Origin of the sequence: Nostocoides veronense (genome assembly GCF_039531185.1) — a bacterium.
GTDB classification, from domain to species: Bacteria; Actinomycetota; Actinomycetes; order Actinomycetales; family Dermatophilaceae; genus Nostocoides_A; species Nostocoides_A veronense.
In genome coordinates this window covers 19676-38884 of record NZ_BAAAPO010000011.1, presented here as the reverse complement: position 1 = coordinate 38884, position 19209 = coordinate 19676, and the positions used below count along the sequence as shown (strand labels likewise).

The window sequence follows — 19209 nt, the reverse complement described above, 5'->3', positions numbered from 1 at the left end:
GCCACGGCGCCGCCGCACTTTTCGTAGGCTCGGACCATGACGTATGACGTGGCTGCGGTTCGCGCGCACTTCCCGGCCTTGGAGGAGGGCGCGGCGCACTTCGACGGACCTGGCGGCACGCAGGCGCCGCGGGTCGTCGGCGAGGCGATGGCGCGGACGCTGACGAGCGCGGTCGCGAACCGCGGCTCCATCACACGGGCCGAGCGTCGCGCGGAAGAGACTGTGGCGCAATGCCGTTCGGCGCTCGCCGACCTGCTCGGCGCCGACCCGCGCGGCGTCGTCATCGGCCGGTCCATGACCGACCTGACCTATGACTTCGCGCGCACGCTCGCCAAGACGTGGCAGCCGGGTGACGAGATCGTCGTCACCCGACTCGACCATGACGCCAATGTCCGGCCCTGGGTGCAAGCGGCCGAGGCCGTCGGCGCCCTGCCGCGCTTCGCCGATTTCGACCCGACGACCGGCGAACTCGCTCCCGACGACATCGCGGCCCACCTGTCGCCGCGCACCCGCCTCGTCGCCGTGACCGCTGCCGGGAATCTCATCGGCACCATGCCGGACATCCCGGCGATCACGGCGCTGGTTCGCCAGCGCACGGACGCTCGGATCTATGTCGATGGCGTGCACTACACCGCGCACGAGAGCGTCGACCTGCCGGCCAGCGGCGCCGACTTCTGGGCCTGCTCGCCCTACAAATTCCTCGGGCCGCACTGCGGCGTCGTGGCCGCCGACCCGACCTTGCTCGAAAGTCTGCAACCGGACAAATTGCTGCCCTCGACCAATGAGGTGCCGGAGCGATTCGAACTTGGCACGCTGCCCTATGAACTGATGGCCGGGGTCACCGCCGCCATCGACTTCCACGCCGACCTGGCGGGTCTGCATATCGGCACCGGAACCCGGCGGGAGCGGCTCATCGCGGCATACGCCGCCATCCACCAGCACGAGCGGCGGCTGCGCGAACTTTTGGAGCCCACCTTGCGCGATTTGCCTGGCGTGCAGGTGTATTCGAACGCTCAGCGGCGTACGCCTACCCTGTTATTCACCGTCGACGGCTGGGACAGCCAGCAGGTGCGCGGTGCCCTGGCGGAGCGCGGGATCAACGCTCCCGCAGGCAACTTCTATGCCATCGAGTGCTCGCGGCATCTCGGTCTTGGGGATGCGGGCGGGGTGCGCGTCGGCCTGGCGCCCTACACCAGCGAGGACGACATCGTCCGCCTGCTCGACGCCCTGCGTGACCTCCTCGTCTAGTCCCCGCCCTCACGAGTCACCCATTTCTCTCCGGCTGCCGGAAAGTTGAGGTTCGGGTGACTTTCTAGGCGGCTCGAACCTCAACTTTCCCGGGGGAAGTTCTCTGGTCCGCGCGGGCACCGACGGACACGGCGGGTCCGGACGGCTCGGCGGCGAGCCGCACCATACGCTGGCGGGGTGACGCTGCGACGCAACCCAGTCCTGATCACCGGCTGCTCAACGGGCATTGGCCGGGCGAGCGCCGACCTGCTGCTCAAGGCTGGCTACACGGTGTATGCCACCGCCCGTCGACCGGAAACCCTGGTCGAACTCGCCGCCGCCGGCGCCCAGATCCTCGCCCTCGATGTCACGAACGAGGAGTCGATGGCCGCGGCGGTCGCCGAGGTCGAGCGTGCGCACGGCCACGTCGGCACCCTGATCAACAACGCCGGATATGGCGAATACGGCACCGTTGAGGAGACCGATCTCGACGCCGTGCGCACCATGTTCGAGACCAATGTCTTCGGCCTGGCGCGGATGACCCAACTCGTCCTGCCCGGGATGCGCGCGGCCAGCACTGGCCTGATCGTCAACATCGGATCGATGGGCGGACGCATCACCTTCCCCGTCGGTGGTTACTACCACGCGACGAAGTATGCCGTCGAAGGCATCACCGACGCCCTGCGCAATGAGGTGCGGCAGTTCGGCATTGATGTGACCCTTATCGAGCCGGGTCCGATCCGCACGCAGTTTGAGGACACGATCAATACCTCTGCGGCAGTGGGGAATTCGCAATCACCGTATGCCGATCTCGTCGCCAAGGTGCAGGAGGTCAATGCCGGTGCCTATGACAGCAAGCTGCTCTCCGTCGGCCCGGAAGCCGTCGCCAAGACCATCCTCAAGGCCGTCGAGTCCGACCCACCCAAGGCGCGCTATCTCGTGACCGCGGCGGCTCGCACGATGGTGCATGCCCGACGGCTCGGGGGCGACCTGGTGTGGGACGCGATCATCGCCCGCCAGTTCGCGCGCTGAGGCCGCCGTGGTCGCGCTCGCTCCGCCCCTGACCGCACCCGTCGATCCGGTCTCGGCGCTGCGCCGGATCGCCTTCCTCATGGAGCGCGAGCGCGCCGGGTCGTATCGCATCGAGGCCTTCCGCAAGGCCGCGGCGACGGTCTCGGCGCTGCCCGCCGGCGAACTGCAGGCTCGGCATACGGCCGGCACCCTCGGCGAACTCGCGGGCATCGGCAAGGCGACCGCAGGAGTCATCGGCGAGGCCCTCGACGGTGAGCTCCCGGCATACCTCAAGAGCCTGCAGGAGGGCAGCGGCGCCGCCCCCCTGGCGAGCGGCGGGGAGGAGTTGTATGCCGCGCTGACCGGCGACTGCCACAGCCACTCCAACTGGTCGGACGGCGGCTCCCCGATCGAGGAGATGGTGCTCAGCGCGGTCGAGACCGATCACGACTGGCTGGTGCTGACCGACCACTCCCCGCAACTGCGGGTGGCGAACGGCCTAACGGCCGAGCGGCTCACCAAGCAGATCGCCATTGTCGACGCGATCACCGCCTCGCTCGGGGGCGCCTTCACGCTGCTGAAAGGCATCGAGGTCGACATCCTTGACGACGGCTCGCTGGACCAGACGCCGGCGATGCTCGACAAACTCGATCTCGTCGTCGCGAGCGTGCACTCCAAACTGAAGATGAATGCGGCCCCGATGACCAAGCGGATGGTCACGGCGGTGCGCAGTCCGCGGGTCAATGTCCTCGGCCATTGCACCGGCCGCCTGGTCACCGGAAGTCGCGGCACCCGCCCGCAGAGCGCCTTCGATGCGCGCGCCGTCTTCGAGGCCTGCGCCGAGTCCGGGACCGCGGTTGAGATCAACTCTCGCCCGGAGCGCTGCGACCCGCCCGACGAGCTGATCCGGCTCGCCGACGAGATGGGCTGCCTGTTCAGCATCGACTCGGACGCGCACGCGCCGGGGCAGTTGGACATGAAGTCCTATGGCTGCGAGCGCGCCACTCGGCTGGGCATCGACCCGGACCGCATCGTCACGACCTGGGATGTCGACCGGCTGCGCGACTGGGCCCGCCCCGCCTGATTGGGGCGTCGCGCCCATTCGGTTTGGTGTTGGCGCGCGCGACCCTTATGCTTTCGGAGTCCTCGACGGATTACCCGAGCCCGGGCTTCGCCGGGATGGGCATCCGAGAGGATCGGGTCCCCATCGTCTAGCGGCCCAGGACTCCGCCCTTTCACGGCGGCAACACGGGTTCGAATCCCGTTGGGGATACGCAGGTCTTGCACCAACAAGGCCCCGTAGCGCAGTTGGTTAGCGCGCCGCCCTGTCACGGCGGAGGTCGCGGGTTCGAGCCCCGTCGGGGTCGCGTTTCAGACGCGATAACGGGCGGTCTTCCTCATCGGAAGGCCGCCCGTTTGCAGTACCCGCTGTGCGCCGAGGGCCCGCCGAGGTCTACATTTCCGGGTGAACAGCAGGTGAACGGAACAGAGGTCTTTGGTGAACGGCGAGGCTGATCGAGCGGACGGGGCTCCCCCCGACGTATCGCCGACGGACAGCCCCCGCGTCCCGCTGCGCACGGTGCGACCGCTGGGCGATCTGACGACTGGCCGGACCCGGGCGGCTCGCCCCAAGCGCCGGGTCAAGACCGAGAAGCCGGTGCCCTATACCCAGCACACGGACCCGGTGCCCGGCGTCACGCCGTCCGGCGAACTCGCCCGACATCACGCGATCAACTACGACCTGAACCCGCAGCGCACGCCCTGGGTGGTCGAGGTGCTCGCCGCGGCGACGCCGGGCCTGCACTTCCTCACCCACCGGTATGACCGAACGTGGTGGCGAGGCGACGCGATCGCGGGGCTGGCGGTGGCGGCATACCTCATCCCCCAGGTGATGGCCTATTCGGCGATCGTCGGGGTCCCGCCGGTCTATGGCCTCTATACCGCCCTTGTCGCGCTGGTGATTTATGCCCTGATGGGCAGCTCGCGCGTGCTGTCCGTCGGGCCCGAGTCGACGATCGCGTTGCTGGCCGGCGCGGCGATTGCCCCGCTCGTTGGGCCAGACGCGGACCCGGGTCGCGTCATCGCGATGAGCGCGGCCCTGTCGCTGCTGGTCGCGGGGTGGCTTCTCCTCGCGCGGATGTTCCGGCTGGGCGTGCTCGCCGACCTGCTCTCCCAGCCGCTGCTCGTCGGCTACCTCGCGGGAGCGGCCATCTTGATGGTGGTCGGGCAACTCGGGAAACTCACCGGGACCGATGTCGCCGGGCATTCGATCATCGAGCAAATGCGGTCGTTCCTGACCCACCTCGCCGCGACCCACCCGATGACGTTCTATGTCGCCGCCGCCACGACCGGCTTCATCTTCCTCATCCACTGGGTGCGCCCGCGCTGGCCCGCCGCGCTGATCGCCGTCACCTGCGCGACGATCGCCTCCGCGTGGCTGAACCTTTCCGATCAGGGCGTGCGCGTCGTCGGGGAGGTGCCCAATGGGCTGCCGCTGCCGGGCCTGCCGCTGCTGTCGGCCGGTGAGTGGCAGTCGCTCGCGCTGCCTGCGCTCGGCGTGGCTTTGCTGGCCTATAGCGACAATATGCTGGCCGCGCGCGGTTTCCCCTCCCCCGAGATAGAGGGTGAGCGGCCGAGCGAGCGGGCGGTGGATCCGCAGGTCGAACTCGTCGCGCTGGGCGGGGTGCACGCTGGGGTCGGGCTGTTCGGCGGCTTTCCCGTGTCGTCCTCCGGGTCGCGCACCGCGCTCGCGCTGAGCTCGCGGGCCCACTCTCAGGTGTATTCGCTCGTCGCGGCGGGATGTGTCGTCCTCGTGCTGCTCGTCGCCGGGCCGCTGATGTCGCAGCTGCCGCAGGCCGCGCTCGGCGCGGTCGTGCTGTATGCCGCGACGAAGCTGATCAAAGTCGGTGAGGTGCGTCGGATGTGGCGCTTCCGTCGCCGCGAGGTGCTGCTCGCCGGCGTCACGCTGGTCGGGACCGTGTGGCTCGGCCTCCTCGTCGGGATCGGCGTCGCGATCGCCATCTCGCTGCTGGAGATGGCGCAACGGCTCGCGCGTCCGAAAGATGCCGTGCTCGGCCGCGTGCCCGGGCTCGCGGGCATGCATGACACGGCCGACTATCCGGACGCCGAGACGCTCCCGGGGCTGGTGATCTATCGCTATGAGGCGCCGCTCTTCTTCGCCAATGTCGGTGACCTGCTGCGCCGGGCGCAACGCGTGGTGGACAAGGAGTTCGCGTCCTACCCGCAGGCGCCGCCGCGCTGGTTCATCCTCAATGTCGAGGCGAACACCGAGGTGGACATCACCGCCTGCGACGGGCTGAAGGATCTGTATGCGGACCTCGCCGCCCAGGGCGTGCGGCTGGGCCTGGTCCGCCTGCGCCAGGACCTGTACGTCCCGCTCCGCAAGGCCGGCGTGGTCCAACTGATCGGCGAAGACATGCTCTTTCCCACCCTGCCCGTGGTGGAGGAGGCGTATGTCGCGTGGGCCCTCGCCCACCCCCTCCCCTCCCAGCCCGCGCCCGAGGCGTGAGTCGCCGAATCCGGTTGCGCGGCAGGGGGTTCGACTAAAGTCTGCTAAGACACCCCACGAAGTTCGCCCGCGCAGAGCGTGGGACCCACGCTCGTCCCGCCCACGCAGAGCGTGGGACCCAGCTCCGAATACTTCGCGGGGACCCCGTCCACGACATACGTGACATGCCCGAATCCGCAGAGCTTGCACGGTATGGACTGTTGACCAACCTCTGCTGACTTGGGCACCGGGACGCGTGGGCGAGGGCGTTGCTTTGGTGGGCTCTCGGCATCCGGGTATAGTTGCCGGGCCGGAGCGATCCGGCACCTCGGCTAGGTAGCTCAGTTGGTACGAGCATCCGACTGAAAATCGGAAGGTCGACGGTTCGACCCCGTCCCTAGCCACCGCATACAGGCCGTGAACCCACCCCGGTTCGCGGCCTGTGCCGTTGCCGCGTGCACCCTTCGAGACGCGGCGAAGGGGCCGAGCAACTTCTGCTGGGCCCTGTTACGAAGGTCGTAGACGGGGTCCCCGCGAAGTATTCGGCGTTGGGTCCAACGCTCTGCGTGGGCGGTACGAGCGTGGGTCCCACGCTCTGCGTGGGCGAACTTCGTGGGGTGTCCTAGCGCAGGTTAGTCGGATCCGCAGACCGTGCAAGGTGTGCGGATTCGACTAACCTCTGCTAGCAGAGGTTAGTGAAACCCCCTGGCGCTCAGAGCAATTCGAGGATTGTCGCGTTGGCCATGCCGCCGCCCTCGCACATGGTTTGCAGGCCATAGCGGATGCCGTTGTCGCGCATGTGGTGAACCAGCTGGGTCATGATTCGGGCGCCAGAGCCGCCGAGCGGGTGGCCGATGGCGATGGCACCGCCATTGGGGTTGAGCTTGGCCGGGTCGGCGCCGATCTCGGCGAGCCAGGCCATCGGGACGGGCGCGAAGGCCTCGTTGACCTCGAAGACCCCGATGTCATCGACCGAAAGCCCCGAGCGGGACAGCGCCTTCTGCGTCGCCGGGATGGGGGCGGAGAGCATCATCACCGGGTCGTCGCCGGCCAGGACACCGGTGTGGAAGCGCGCGATCGGCGTCAGCCCCAGTTCGGCAGCCTTCTCGGAGGTCATCATCAACAAGGCCGCCGCCCCATCGGAGATCTGCGAGGAGTTGCCGGCGTGGATGACGCCATCCTCCTGGAAGACCGGCTTGAGCCCGGCCAGCGATTCGACAGTGGTGCCCCGCCGCAGCCCTTCGTCCGCCGCCAGAACCGAGCCATCGGGCAGCGTCACCGGCGCCAATTGCGCCTCCAGCACCCCGCGGTCGATCGCCGACGCAAGCCGCGAGTGCGAGAGCGCCGCGAACTCATCGCACGCCTCGCGGCTCAGACTCCACTTCGCCGCCATCATCTCGGCGCCGATGCCCTGGTTGAAGGTCTCGACGTCATAGCGCCCGAGCAGGCTCGGCGGATAGGGGAAGCCGACGCCGGAACTCACGCCAGCCCCCATCGGGATCATCGTCATGGCCTCGACGCCGCCGGCGACGACCACGTCATACTGCCCCGACATCAGCCCGGCCGCGGCAAAGTGCACGGCCTGCTGGGACGAGCCACACTGCCGATCGATCGTCGTCGCGGGCACCGACTCGGGCCATCCCGCCGCGAGCACGCTGTTGCGCCCGATATTGAAACTCTGCGCACCAACCTGCTGCACGCATCCCCAGATGACATCGTCGACGGCCCCCGGCTCGACACCCGCCCGGGTCACCAGGGCGTTCAGGACGTGCGCGGAGAGGTCCACCGGGTGGACCTCGGCGAGCGAGCCCTTGCGGCGGCCAACCGGGGTGCGGACGGCTTCGACAATGACGGCGTCACGAGCGGACACGGGCATACCTTTCGGAACAAGGGTGCCGGCCACACCGGCGCAATTGCCCCCACGCTGTCACAGGCGCGCGGGCCGGGCAATGCCGAGCCGGGGGTAACGACAGCCTCAGTCCCCCGCGAGCCACCTGTCATGATCACGGTATGCCGGACCCGAGTCTCCGCCCGCAGACGCGCCCGACGTTCACCGCCAAGGCATCGCTCGGCGAGATCTTCGCGCTGAATCGCCTGGACGACTCGCTCTTCCAGGGCCGCTCCCGCGGCGGGGTATCGACCCGCACCTTTGGCGGCGAAGTCCTCGGCCAGGCCATCATCGCCGCCGGCTCGACCGTGCCGGAAGACCGGGAGTTGCATTCGGCCCAGGCCTACTACTTGCTCCCGGGGGACACCGCGCTCCCGGTGACCTATCACGTGGCGCGCGACCGGGACGGCGGGTCCTTCACCACCCGCACGGTGACCGCCAGCCAACGCGACCGGCCGATCTTCACCGCCACCACCTCCTTCCAACGCCCCCCAGCCGCGGCGATGACCCACCAGTCCCGGGTCATGGACGCCCCCGACCCGGACCTTCTCCCCGACCCGCTGCAGGAGTATGCCGACGTCCCCGACGCCCTCGCCTGGGTGCGGTTCACCCTCGATCACCAGCCCGTCGACCTGCGCTTTCCCGAGCCGCCCACGAGGGTGCTCCTCGCCAAGGGCGAGCCCGCCGGACCCCGGCAACGCGCCTGGTTGCGGGGCCACAAGCCGATCCGTTCCGACCGGCTGACCCAGGCGGCCGCGCTCGCCTACTTCTCCGACCTGCTGCTGCTCTCCTCCGCGCTGGGGCCGCACGGGCGCACCCTCAGCGATAATGCCCTGCAGTTCGCGACGATCAACCATTCGATCTGGTACCACGCGCCGCTCGATCCCAGTGACTGGTTCCTCTATGACATGGAGGGCTACTGGACCGGCAACGACCGCGCCATGTGCCACGGGCTGGTCTTCGATCGGCAGGGCACCCTCTGCGCCTCGACGATGCAAGAGGGCCTGCTGCGCAACACCCACCGACCCTCCTAAGACAAGCCCTAGCGCGCCGCTTGAGCAAGGTTCTAAGACCCGCTAGCCCCTTCTATCGACCCAGCTACCGCCTGGTATCGGTTGTCATCACGGCCGATACCAGGCGGTAGGCCGGTGGTTAGGGCGCGGGTCGGTGGTTAGGGCGGGGCGCAGCAGTATGCCGCCCGCGCCAGTCAGCGCGGCGCCATCCGCAGGGCGCCGTCGAGGCGGATCACCTCGCCGTTGAGCATCGGGTTGGCGACGATATGGGCGACGAGGGCGGCATACTCCGCCGGATCGCCGAGCCGACTCGGGTGCGGGACGCCGGCACCCAGGGCGGCGACCGCATCCTCGGGCAGGCCCATGAGCAGCGGGGTGAGGAAGAGGCCGGGGGCGATCGTCATACACCGGATGCGGTGCTGGGCGAGATCGCGCGCGATGGGCAGGGTCATGCCGGCGATGCCTCCCTTGGAGGCGCTGTAGGCCGCCTGCCCGATCTGGCCGTCGAAGGCCGCGATCGAGGCCGTATTGACGATGACTCCCCGCTCCTCGCCGTCCGAGGGTGCGGCGACCATCGCCGCCGCCGCCAGCCGAATCACATTGAAGGAGCCGATGAGATTGACCTGGATGACGCGGGCGAAAGCGTCCAGAGCGAGGGGGTCGCCGCTCTTCGCGACGACGCGCCCGGGGGTCCCGATCCCGGCGCAGTTGACGACGATGCTGAAGGTGCCGAGCTGAGTGGCCTGCTCGATCGCGAGGCCGACCTGGGCCTCGTCGGTGACATCAGCGGGCACGAAGACCGCGCGCTCGCCGAGTTCGTCGGCCAGGGCGGCGCCGTCCGAGGACGGGAGGTCGAGGATGACGACCGCCGCGCCGTCGGCGTGCAGTCGGCGAACCGTGGCAGCGCCGAGTCCGGAGGCGCCTCCGGTCACCAGGGCGGAACGGTCGGTCAACTTCATGGCGGCTCTCCTGACATCAGTGCGCGGGTGCGCGATCCTTCGAAGGCTATCGGGGCTCCTCACCCATGCGAGCCGGGGCGGCGTCCCCACCAGCGCGCGCGGACATACTGCACGCCATAGGGCAGCGAACTCCACAGAATCTCGCTGCGCACGGGTGCGGGCAGGCACCGCGCCATCACCTGAAGCGGCGCTAACCCGGTGGCCCAAAGGTCTTGTGCCAGAGATAGATCTGCATCTCGCAAGGCCGCCGCATCGCCCTTTGACAGGACGTCCAGGACGGCCGCGTCGAAGCCGGCGGCTCGCTCATCGAAGTGACCGGGCGCGGCCTCGGTGCGCTTGGCGGACAGATCTGCCGGCACGAGCAAGAGGGTGCCTCCCGGATTGCGGCCATTGAGCACCCGAGCCGCCGCGGCGTCGAGTTCCACCGCTGAAGCGTCGAAAGGTATGGCGATGGGCCGGACCGTCTCGGTCCATCCCGCCTGTGCCAACAGCAGCGCCGCCACCCGGGCCGCCACCGATCCCAGCGAATGCTCGGCCAGCGGATCGTGGCCCGCGAGCACCGCGATGGCCGTGGGCTGCCATTCGGCGATGGTCTCGGCGAGGGCAGCGACCGAGCGGTCGCGGATCTCGGCCGCGGGGTCGGTCAGCCCGACATACTCCGGCAATTGCATCGGCGGGCTCGGCACGACGAGCGCGCCGCGCACCATGGTCGGCTCGGTCTCGACGGCACGTCTCATTGCAGCCCCCGAACCGTGCGCGCGGGCCTCCGGTCGCCGGCAATCGTTGACACCATGTCGAGCACCTGGCGGGTCTCGGCCACCTCGTGAACGCGATAGACCTGCGCCCCGAGCCAGGCGGAGATCGCGGTCGTCGCGAGCGTTCCGATCAGGCGTTCACCGACCGGTCGATCGAGACTCTCGCCCACAAAGTCCTTGTTGGACAACGACACCAGGACCGGCCAACCGGTCGCGACGAGTTCGCCGAGTCTGCGAGTCGCCTCGAGGGAGTGCCAGGTGTTCTTGCCGAAATCGTGAGCGGGGTCGATGAGAATGCGCTCGCGTTCGACCCCCAAGGCAACAGCCCGTTCGGCTTGTCCCACAACGGATTCCAGGATGTCCGCGACGACATCGTCATACTCCATCCGGAACGGTCGGGTGCGTGGCGTGACGCCGCCGGTATGGGTGACCACGAGGGCTATTCCGAATTCTGCTGCAACAGAAGACAGTTCGGGGTCAGCGCCACCCCAGGCGTCGTTGATGAGGTCGGCGCCCTCCTGAGCGACGGCGCGCGCCACCTGCGCCCGCCAGGTGTCGACAGAGATGATCAGGTCGGGAAATTCCGAGCGCGTCCATGCGACGAAATCGACGACGCGGCGCATCTCCTCCTCGGCGTCGATCTCGGCGCCCGGAGCGGCCTTGATGCCGCCGATATCGACGATTTCGGCGCCCTCGTCGGCCACCTGCCGAACCCGATCCTTGGCCGCGTCGGTGGCCCAGGTCGCGCCCTTGTCATAGAAGGAGTCCGGGGTGCGATTGACGATCGCCATGACCAGGCGCGCCGACGGCTCGAACACGTGGCGCCCAAGATGGAGCGTCATCGTGGCCCCCATCCGAGCGTGCCGTCATCGGGATCGTCGCGGTAGGACCGCACACTCCTCGCCGGAGGACGCTCCCCGGTGTCCGGGTGCTGCTCACACGGTACGAAACCGGTTGTCGTGCGGTCGAATTGGACGAGAGTGATGGGATCCGGTCGCCGATCCGGGGTGCGCCACCCGAGCCGCGCCTCGACTGCCGCGATCACCTGAACCGCCATCGGCCCCAGCGTGTCGTGCCGGCGATGCCGGTGGGTGCGCCGTCCGAGATCGACCTGAGCGATCGAGGTGACCCCGTGGCGCTCGGCAATATCGAGCACGGCGGCAATCTCGACGCCATAACCCATCGGCACCGAGAGTCGCTCGAAGGTCGCCCGGCGGATCGCCCACTCCCCCGACAGCGGCTGCACCAGCCCGCCAAGTTGCGGCCAGTGCAAGGCCAACAGTGGGCGCGCCACGAGCTCTGTGACGCGCCCCCCGGCTTCGGCCTGCGAGCCGTCGGGCGCCAACATTGGCCGGTCATAGACGGCCTTGACCAACTGGATGTCGTCATTGGTCAGCAGCGGGCCGAGCAGGCCGGAGATGAAGTGCGGCCCCCAATCCACCAGGTCCGCGTCCACGAAAACGAGCAGATCGCCGGTGACGACATGCAGGGCCTTCCAGAGCGCCTCACCCTTGCCTTCGGCGCGACCCAGGTCGGGGCGAATCTCCTTAGCGGAGAAGACGATCGCACCCGCAGCGCGCGCCACTGCCGCCGTCTCGTCCACCGAGTCACTGTCGATGACGACGATCTCGTCGACGAGCGGCACCTCCCCGGTCCACGCTGCGGCGATGCCTTCGACAACACCGCCCACGCTCGCCGCCTCGTCGCGGGCCGGGATGACGACCGACACCCGCCGGTCGCGCTTTGCGGCCAGCAGGGCAGGGACGTCCCACTCGTCATACCGCCGAACCGGAAGCAGAAAACTCATGCCATACCCCCTAAGACCCCACCTGTGCCGCGCATCAGAGGAAGCTCGTCTCCCACGGCCGATAGGTCGCCAGTCGTTCCAGGATCCGCGCGCCCATCGGGTCCAGTGCACCATCGCCGCAGCCGACCGTCGACCAGATGCGGTAGCGCGTGGCGATCATCGCCAAGCGCTGCGCGAGATAGTCATCCCACTGCTGCGGGAAGTCCCAGTCCTGCTGCGCGACAACAAGTTCCATCGGCCAGCCATATGCCCGCACCTCACGGAAGGCGGGCACGGACAGCAAGAGGAGCGGACGGAAGCCCACAGTGCGCTGCTGCACCTCGGCGACCTGCTGCAGTATGCCCGCGAGGTGCGCCTCCTCGACGCCCACCGCATTGACGAGCACCACCGGAAGCCGCTCCTGATGCTCGACGCCGTCGAGCGGCGCGCCCCCGCGCAGGTAGATCACCGGCACGCCGCCGGAGAAGGCGAAGACGCGCGTGGCGATGTCGACCAGAGTCCGGTTGCCCTGCACGCCCTCGACCGCACGATTTCCGACCCCAGATAGTCGATCCGAGGAGCGGACGGCGCGGGCCGCCGAGACCAGCCACGCCGGCTTGCCATCACTGCTGCGGCGAAGCTTCATCGGCCGTCGCCTCCCGCCACCAGCGAGACGATGCGCGTTGCCGCATCCGCGGCGCCATTACCCGGGTCGGCGGCGACCGCACCCGCCACCATGTCGGCCCCGTGCGCGAGCATCAAGCGGACCGCCTCAGCGAAGTCCGGCTCGGTGGCCGAGGTGACCGTTCGCGCCCAGCCTTGCTGATCGGCATACGACGCGCGGGCCACCTGATCGTCGAGCGAGGTCTCGGTGTTGGGGACGAAGATCGCGGGGACACCGAGCCGCAGAACCTCGTGGAAGGAGTTGTATCCGGCCGCCGTGACGACCAGATCGAAAGCCCGGAAATAGCGGGCGAGAGGGTAGGCCCGCACGGCATACACCCCGCCGCCGCTCGCTTGCTCGGCAATCGCCACCTCGGTAACCGCGACGGCGCACCCCTGGTCGCGCAGGGCGGCCGCGGCGGCGCCCAGCTCCCCTGCGGTGTCGTTGATATTGCCCGCGCCAAGGGACACCAGGCCCATCCGCCCCTCGACCGGCAGGCCGAGCGCAGCCCGCGCCTCCGCACGGCTGACCATCTCCTCAGGTCCGGTCAGCGTCACCGGTCCCACGCGGTATGCCGGGGCGCTCGCCGATGCCCCGTGATCGGCCTCCGCGGCCAGGTCCCCCGGCTCGATGACCTCATCGAACCACGCCGACTTGGCCAGTTGGTCGGCATTGCGTCCGGGCTTCCACATGCCCCGGCGTGACCAGACCCAGCGCGCGTCGGAAAAGGCTTCCCGCGCCGCGTCGATCCCGCGGTAGGGGTGGGTACCGTCGAAGACGACGACCTTCGGGGCCACCCGGTCAACGATCTCGATCAGCCGTTCCTGAAAGAGCGGCTGCCACAGGGCGGACGTCATGCCCAAGGCCCCATGGGAGGGCAGATATTCGTAGCGGTAACCGAACTCCGCGACCACCGGGACCGCCTGGGATAGCGAGAGCACATAGGGCTCGATCGAGTCCGGGAGGTGGGCGGCATACGCCAGCAGCCGGGTGAGGTGGCCCATCCCGGCCCCATTGCTCGACATGAACAAGACGCGATCACGATCGGCGTGCCCCGGCGCGCTGCCGGACGGGTGCTGCGACGGGCTGGACATGGTGCGCCGATCATGTCACGCTCGCCCGCACCCGACCCGGCGATCGGCACTCGCGGCGAGCGCGCGTCGCGGCCGCTGCGGGCCACATATCGCCGATGCCAGGATGGGGGGGCCCAGGCTGTAGAATTTGCCAGATTGGGGAACGGGCCGACTCCAGGCCCACAGCCGGTCGCACAGCGCATATTCAGCCCCGCCCCTAGGAGATTGAAGACCATATGTCTGTTGACGTCGCCATCGTCGGCCTCGGCTATGTGGGCCTGCCGCTCGCACAGGAAGCCTCGCGCGTCGGCCTCAAGGTCCTCGGCTTCGACATCGGCCAGCGGGTCGTTGACGGCCTGAACGCCGGCCAGTCCCACGTCGATGACCTCACCGACGAGCACATCGCCGAGATGCAGGCTGCGGGATTCGAAGCCACCACCGACTCCTCTCGGCTGGCCGAGGCCAAGACCATCGTCATCTGCGTCCCCACCCCCCTTTCCGATGACGGTGGCCCCGACCTCGGCCCGGTGGTGTCGGCGGTCAACACGATCCGCGACAACCTCAAGCCCGGCATGCTCGTCATCTTGGAGTCCACGACCTACCCCGGCACCACGGATGAGGTTGTGCGCCCCATCCTCGAGGAGACCGGCCTGGTCGCGGGCAAGGACTTCCACCTTGCCTTCTCCCCCGAGCGCATCGATCCGGGCAACGAGAAGTTCGGCGCCAAGAACACCCCCAAGGTCGTCGGCGGGCAGACGCCGGAGTCCGGTGACGCGGCGGCGGCCTTCTACGGCCAGTTCGTCGACACGGTCGTGCGTGCCAAGGGCACCCGAGAGGCCGAGACCGCGAAGCTGCTGGAGAACACCTACCGGCACATCAATATCGCCCTCGTCAACGAAATGGCCCGCTTCTGTCACGACCTCGGCATCGACCTGTGGGATGTCATCGAAGCGGCCAAGACCAAGCCTTTCGGCTTCCAGGCGTTCTACCCGGGCCCCGGCGTCGGCGGGCACTGCATCCCGATCGACCCGAACTACCTCAGCCACAACGTCCGCGCTCGCCTCGGCTACCCCTTCCGCTTCGTGGAGCTCGCCCAGGAGATCAACGCGGGAATGCCTGGGTATGTCGTCTCCCGCGCGCAGGATCTGCTCAATGAGGACGGCAAGGCGCTTCGCGGCTCGACGATCCTGCTGCTCGGCGTCACCTACAAGCCCAATATCGCCGACCAGCGCGAGAGCCCGGCCGTGCCGCTGGCCAAGCAGTTGACCGACAAGGGCGCAACCGTCCAGTTCCACGACCCGCACGTGACGCAGTGGCGCGCGCTGGGCGACCGGGTCAGCCGGGCCGACGACCTCGAAGCGGCCGTCGCCGCCGCAGACTTGGTCATCCTGCTGCAGAACCACCGCGACTACGAGGTCGATGCCCTGGCCGACAAGAGCCAGCGCTTCTTCGACACGCGCGGTGTCGTCACCGACGGTGAGAAGGTTTCGCGCCTGTGACCCCGGCCCCGAACGGGGCCCCGCCCGCCCTGACCGCAGAGGAGGCCATGGCGCTCGCGCAGCGCCATGGGCTCGAGCGGCTGGGCGGGCGGCCGCCGTTCGGCGTCTATATCCGGCGGCTCTGGCAGCGACGTTCCTTCTTGTGGACGCTGTCCAAGGCCCAGGCGTCCAACGAGAATGCCGAGGACCGCCTCGGGGTGCTGTGGCACCTGCTGAACCCGCTCTTCCTGGTCGTTAGCTACTTCCTGATCTTCGGCCTGCTGCTCGACACCCGCAAGGGCGTCGACAACTTCATCGCCTTCTTGTCGATCGGCGTCGTGGTTTTCGGCTTCTCATCCTCGGCGATCACGACCGGCTCCAAGGCCGTGGTCGGCAATCTCAATCTCGTGCGAGCCTTGCGCTTCCCGCGGGCGATGTTGCCGATCGGGGTCGTCATCGCTGAGGCGCTGGCCACCTTGCCCGCCTTTGGTGTGCTCTTCGTCGTCATGCTGGCGACCGGCGAATTGCCGAAACTCTCCTGGCTGCTCGTGCCCGTCGCCTTCCTGATCCACATCGGCATTGTTGGCGGCTTGGTGCTCGTCGGGGCACGCGTGCTGAGCGTCTCGCGGGATATCGGCAACCTCATCCCCGTCGCGATCCGCTTGCTGCGGTATGTCTCGGGCGTCTTCTTCAGCATCGATGTGTATGCCGATGGGCACCCCCTCGTGCGGGAGATCCTGAATCTGCAGCCCCTGGCCCTGCCGATCACCTTGACCCGGCAGGCGTTGCTCGACGAACTGAGCATCAACTGGACTTACTGGGCCGCCGGCGCCGCCTGGTCGGTCATCTTGTTGCTGGTCGGCCTGTGGATCTTCTGGCGGGACGAGGCGAACTATGGCCGCGGCTGACCGCATACCCTCCCTCATCGCCAGCCATGTCGACATCACCTATCAGGTGCACGGGGCCAAGAAGGCCGCCGCCCCGGTGGCCGATCCGGACGACGAATCACTGCTCGCCGGCCTGTTCAAGAAGGGCCGCGATCTCGCGACGCAGCAAAAGGTCGAGGCGGTCAAGGATGTCTCCTTTGTCGCCTATCACGGCGAGTCGATCGGCATCATCGGCCGCAATGGCTCCGGCAAGTCGACGCTGCTGCGAGCCCTGGCCGGCGTCATACCCCCGACCCGCGGGGACATCTGGATCAATGGCGAACCGGCCCTGCTCGGCGTCAATGCTGTCCTGATGAGCAAACTCTCCGGCGAGCGCAACGTCTATATCGGCGGCCAGGCGATGGGTCTTAGCCGCAGCCAGGTGCGAGAGCGCTTCGATGAGATCGTCGACTTCTCCGGCATCGGCCAGGCCGTTTATCGCCCGATGAGCACCTATTCCTCCGGGCAGGCCGCCCGCCTCCGGTTCGCCATTTCGACCGCCGCCTCGCCCGACATCTTGATGATCGACGAAGCCCTGGCGACCGGCGATGCCGACTTCCGCGAGCGCTCGACGGCAAAGGTTGCCGAGATCCGCGAGCAGGCGTCGACCGTCTTCCTCGTCTCACACTCGAACTCCACGATCCGCCAGATCTGCTCGCGAGTGATCTGGATGGATAAGGGCAGGCTGATCGCCGACGGGCCGACCGAGGAGGTCGTCGCGGCCTACGAAAAGACGCTGCCCAAGAAAGCCGTAGCGTCGAAACCGGCGCCCGCGCCGGTCCAGGATGCTCCGGTCCAGGGCGCGCCGCCCCCTGCGGAGGTATGACGCGTGCCGAGCATCCTCGTCGTGACGGTCGTCCACGATCCGGAGGACTCGCGGATCCGCTACCGCCAGATCCCGGCCCTGCTCGCCGACGGCTGGCGGGTCACCTATGCCGCCCCGTTCACGGCGTATGACCGCCCCCAACCGCTGCTGCCCGGGCTACGGACTATGGACCTGCCCCGGGCGCTGGGCCGCGACCGGCTGGCCGCCGACCGGGTGGCCCGCGCGCTCATCGCCGCCCAAGGCGGCGAGCACGATCTCGTCCTCGTCCATGATCCGGAAATCGTGGCCGCCGTGACGGGGCTGCGGCTGCGCAATCTCGTGTGGGATGTCCACGAGGATCCGGCCGCTGCGCTGGTGGCCAAGGATTGGCTGCCCCGCCCCGCGAAGGGGGTCATCGGGCGGCTGTGGCGCGGAACCGAGCGACTCACCGAGCGGCGGCATCGCCTGCTGCTCGCCGAATACGCCTATCAGGAGCGCTTCGCTCGCGAGCACGCCGTTGTGCCGAATGCCGTGACGGTGCCGGCGACCATCGAGCCGCCGGGCACCGAACGCGTGGTCTATCTCGGCACCGTCACGATGGCGCGCGGCACCGGCGTCATGGTCGAGGCCTCACGCCGCATCGCCGCGGCGACCGAGGGCTCCTGCCGGTTGGAGGTCATTGGTGGGGCGCGCGATGACGCATCCCGCGATCTGCTCGAGGCAGGCCAGCGCGATGGCGTGTTGACCTGGCACGGGTTCGTGCCGGCGGCTGAGGCGCTCGCGATGCTGCCCGGGGCGCTGGCGGGGCTCTCCCTGCTGCAGAACCTGCCGAACTATCGCCATTCACGCCCGACCAAGATCGTCGAATATCTCGCGCACGGCGTGCCGGTCGTGACGACCCCGCTGCCCGTGGCCGTCGATCTGGTCGAGTCCGCCAACGCCGGGATCGTCGTGCCCTTCGATGATCCGGTAGCCGCCGCCGACGCGATCCTGGCGCTGCGCGCCGACCCCGAACGCGCCGCCACGATGGGGCGAGCCGGGCACGAGGCCGCGCGGGCGGCATACGACTGGAGCGTGCAGGGCGCACACTTCACGCAGACCCTGCGCGGCTTCCTCGCTGCCCCCTGAACGCCCGACGCCTCAGGAGGTCGGCGACTCGGTCGACGCCGCGCCGGGGGGCAGCGGGGTCACCGGGGCGACCGGCGCATTCGGCGCGAGCCAGGTGGTCGAGGCATCGGTCCAGGCCACGCGCGTGAGACTCCCATCCGCGCAGCGCACGAGGACGTCATTGCCAACCACCGGCAGCACCGGCGCGGTCGCGAAGCTCCACGTCGGCGAGCCGACCTGGTCGCTGGGCGGGCCGGGACGCACGTCGAGGAAGAGGAACATCAGGTAGCGCCCCGGGGCCGGATTCATCTCCGGGGTGACACCCTCCCAGAGCCGGAAACTTCCGCCCGGAGTCAGACCGGGCAGGTCGTGGACAGTCGCCACCGCTTGGGCGTTCGCCCATCCGTACCCCCTGGTCACTCCCCGCGTGAGGAAGTCCTTTGGCGAACCCGGAAGGTCGACGACCACCGCGCTGTAGATGCCCCTGCGCGCGAGCGAGTTCGCCTCAGCCAGCTGATCGCGCACGCACTGCGGGGCGGCGGAGGCGGCCACGGCATACGCCGGCGGGGTCGGCGCACCCGGCCCGCCGAGCAGCTGCGCTGCGCCGACCCCACCCCCCGCGAGGACTGCGACCCCGGCCGCCGCCGCACCGGCCCGGGTCCAGGTATGCCGCCGCGCCGCGCGGACGGCCAGTCCCCCCGCCCGATCCGGTTCGTATGCCGTGTTCTCCGGCAACTGCTCGTGCGGGATCTCCCCGCTCCACCGGCGCTTCCGATCCCGGATCAGCAGCCGCACCATGGTGGTGCGGACGTAGGCCTCCGCAGCCTCCCGGGCCCGCACCGAAGACCAGGCGACATAGGTCTTGAGACGGGCCTCTTGGAGCAGGTCTTCCGCGCTGGCGCGCGAGCTGGTCAGCAGCAGGGCGGTCCGGGCCAGGGCGGCATACCGCGCGGCAACAAACTGCTCGAAGTCGGCGTGTTGCGCCACGTGGCCCCCTTCCGGTCCCATC

At 68.9% G+C, this 19209-nt stretch carries 17 protein-coding genes and 3 tRNA genes; 12 read left to right on the top strand and 8 right to left on the bottom strand.

Annotation, left to right across the window (positions count from 1 at the left end; all coding sequences use genetic code 11):
* The first annotated feature begins 36 nt into the window (after nucleotides 1-36).
* The 7 genes from ABD225_RS03605 (at nucleotide 37) to ABD225_RS03575 (ending at nucleotide 6150) form a co-directional block, all read left to right on the top strand.
* The gene (locus ABD225_RS03605; RefSeq protein ID WP_344081412.1) at nucleotides 37-1248 is read left to right on the top strand and encodes a cysteine desulfurase-like protein; all 1212 of its coding nucleotides are present in this window, start codon (nucleotides 37-39) and stop codon (nucleotides 1246-1248) included.
* Nucleotides 1249-1425: 177 nt separating this feature from the next.
* Entirely contained in the window at nucleotides 1426-2259 is an 834-nt protein-coding gene (locus ABD225_RS03600; RefSeq protein WP_344081409.1) for an SDR family NAD(P)-dependent oxidoreductase, read from the top strand.
* Between the two features lie 7 nt (nucleotides 2260-2266).
* Entirely contained in the window at nucleotides 2267-3322 is a 1056-nt protein-coding gene (locus ABD225_RS03595) for a PHP domain-containing protein (RefSeq protein WP_344081406.1), read from the top strand.
* 116 nt (nucleotides 3323-3438) lie between these two features.
* A tRNA-Glu gene (locus ABD225_RS03590) sits at nucleotides 3439-3511 on the top strand.
* Nucleotides 3512-3531: 20 nt separating this feature from the next.
* A tRNA-Asp gene (locus ABD225_RS03585) sits at nucleotides 3532-3605 on the top strand.
* A gap of 212 nt (nucleotides 3606-3817) precedes the next feature.
* Nucleotides 3818-5767 carry a SulP family inorganic anion transporter gene (locus ABD225_RS03580; RefSeq protein WP_344081403.1) on the top strand — a complete coding sequence of 650 codons (1950 nt, stop codon included), beginning with the start codon at nucleotides 3818-3820 and terminating at the stop codon, nucleotides 5765-5767.
* Nucleotides 5768-6076: 309 nt separating this feature from the next.
* Nucleotides 6077-6150 (top strand) — tRNA-Phe (locus ABD225_RS03575).
* Nucleotides 6151-6458: 308 nt separating this feature from the next.
* Here the strand turns inward: ABD225_RS03575 and ABD225_RS03570 are convergent.
* Nucleotides 6459-7622 (bottom strand): thiolase family protein, encoded by a 1164-nt coding sequence (locus ABD225_RS03570; RefSeq protein WP_344081458.1) that lies wholly within the window; start codon nucleotides 7620-7622, stop codon nucleotides 6459-6461.
* A 134-nt stretch (nucleotides 7623-7756) separates the two neighbouring features.
* Between ABD225_RS03570 and ABD225_RS03565 the strand changes: the two genes are divergently transcribed.
* A complete protein-coding gene (locus tag ABD225_RS03565; RefSeq protein WP_344081400.1) occupies nucleotides 7757-8668 on the top strand; it encodes an acyl-CoA thioesterase in 912 nt (303 codons plus the stop codon).
* A gap of 173 nt (nucleotides 8669-8841) precedes the next feature.
* Here ABD225_RS03565 and ABD225_RS03560 read toward each other — a convergent pair whose 3' ends face one another.
* From ABD225_RS03560 to ABD225_RS03535, 6 genes are read right to left on the bottom strand one after another with little or no spacing between them, the layout of a single operon-like run.
* Nucleotides 8842-9606 carry an SDR family NAD(P)-dependent oxidoreductase gene (locus ABD225_RS03560; protein WP_344081397.1) on the bottom strand — a complete coding sequence of 255 codons (765 nt, stop codon included), beginning with the start codon at nucleotides 9604-9606 and terminating at the stop codon, nucleotides 8842-8844.
* A gap of 59 nt (nucleotides 9607-9665) precedes the next feature.
* Nucleotides 9666-10343, bottom strand: a complete 678-nt coding sequence (locus ABD225_RS03555) for a class III extradiol ring-cleavage dioxygenase family protein (protein WP_344081394.1) — start codon at nucleotides 10341-10343, stop codon at nucleotides 9666-9668.
* On the bottom strand, nucleotides 10340-11203 hold the full coding sequence (folP, locus tag ABD225_RS03550; RefSeq protein WP_344081391.1) for a dihydropteroate synthase: 864 nt from the start codon (nucleotides 11201-11203) through the stop codon (nucleotides 10340-10342). Before folP ends, ABD225_RS03555 begins: the two co-directional genes overlap by 4 nt.
* Nucleotides 11200-12168, bottom strand: a complete 969-nt coding sequence (locus tag ABD225_RS03545; RefSeq protein ID WP_344081388.1) for a glucosyl-3-phosphoglycerate synthase — start codon at nucleotides 12166-12168, stop codon at nucleotides 11200-11202. The genes folP and ABD225_RS03545 overlap by 4 nt, the downstream gene beginning before the upstream one ends.
* Nucleotides 12169-12202: 34 nt before the next feature.
* Nucleotides 12203-12793, bottom strand: a complete 591-nt coding sequence (locus ABD225_RS03540; protein ID WP_344081385.1) for a hypothetical protein — start codon at nucleotides 12791-12793, stop codon at nucleotides 12203-12205.
* A complete protein-coding gene (locus ABD225_RS03535) occupies nucleotides 12790-13905 on the bottom strand; it encodes a glycosyltransferase (RefSeq protein ID WP_344081382.1) in 1116 nt (371 codons plus the stop codon). The genes ABD225_RS03540 and ABD225_RS03535 overlap by 4 nt, the downstream gene beginning before the upstream one ends.
* A gap of 215 nt (nucleotides 13906-14120) precedes the next feature.
* Here ABD225_RS03535 and ABD225_RS03530 point away from each other — a divergent pair, with 215 nt between their 5' ends.
* From ABD225_RS03530 to ABD225_RS03515, 4 genes are read left to right on the top strand one after another with little or no spacing between them, the layout of a single operon-like run.
* Entirely contained in the window at nucleotides 14121-15383 is a 1263-nt protein-coding gene (locus ABD225_RS03530; RefSeq protein ID WP_344081379.1) for a nucleotide sugar dehydrogenase, read from the top strand.
* The gene (locus ABD225_RS03525; protein ID WP_344081376.1) at nucleotides 15380-16270 is read left to right on the top strand and encodes an ABC transporter permease; all 891 of its coding nucleotides are present in this window, start codon (nucleotides 15380-15382) and stop codon (nucleotides 16268-16270) included. Before ABD225_RS03530 ends, ABD225_RS03525 begins: the two co-directional genes overlap by 4 nt.
* On the top strand, nucleotides 16257-17114 hold the full coding sequence (locus ABD225_RS03520; RefSeq protein WP_344081373.1) for an ABC transporter ATP-binding protein: 858 nt from the start codon (nucleotides 16257-16259) through the stop codon (nucleotides 17112-17114). Before ABD225_RS03525 ends, ABD225_RS03520 begins: the two co-directional genes overlap by 14 nt.
* 3 nt (nucleotides 17115-17117) lie before the next feature.
* Nucleotides 17118-18221 carry a glycosyltransferase gene (locus ABD225_RS03515; protein WP_344081370.1) on the top strand — a complete coding sequence of 368 codons (1104 nt, stop codon included), beginning with the start codon at nucleotides 17118-17120 and terminating at the stop codon, nucleotides 18219-18221.
* 12 nt (nucleotides 18222-18233) lie between these two features.
* On the opposite strand, the gene ABD225_RS03510 is transcribed toward ABD225_RS03515, so the two are convergent.
* Nucleotides 18234-19187, bottom strand: coding sequence for a sigma factor (locus ABD225_RS03510; protein ID WP_344081367.1), 954 nt, complete (start codon nucleotides 19185-19187; stop codon nucleotides 18234-18236).
* Nucleotides 19188-19209: the final 22 nt, after the last annotated feature.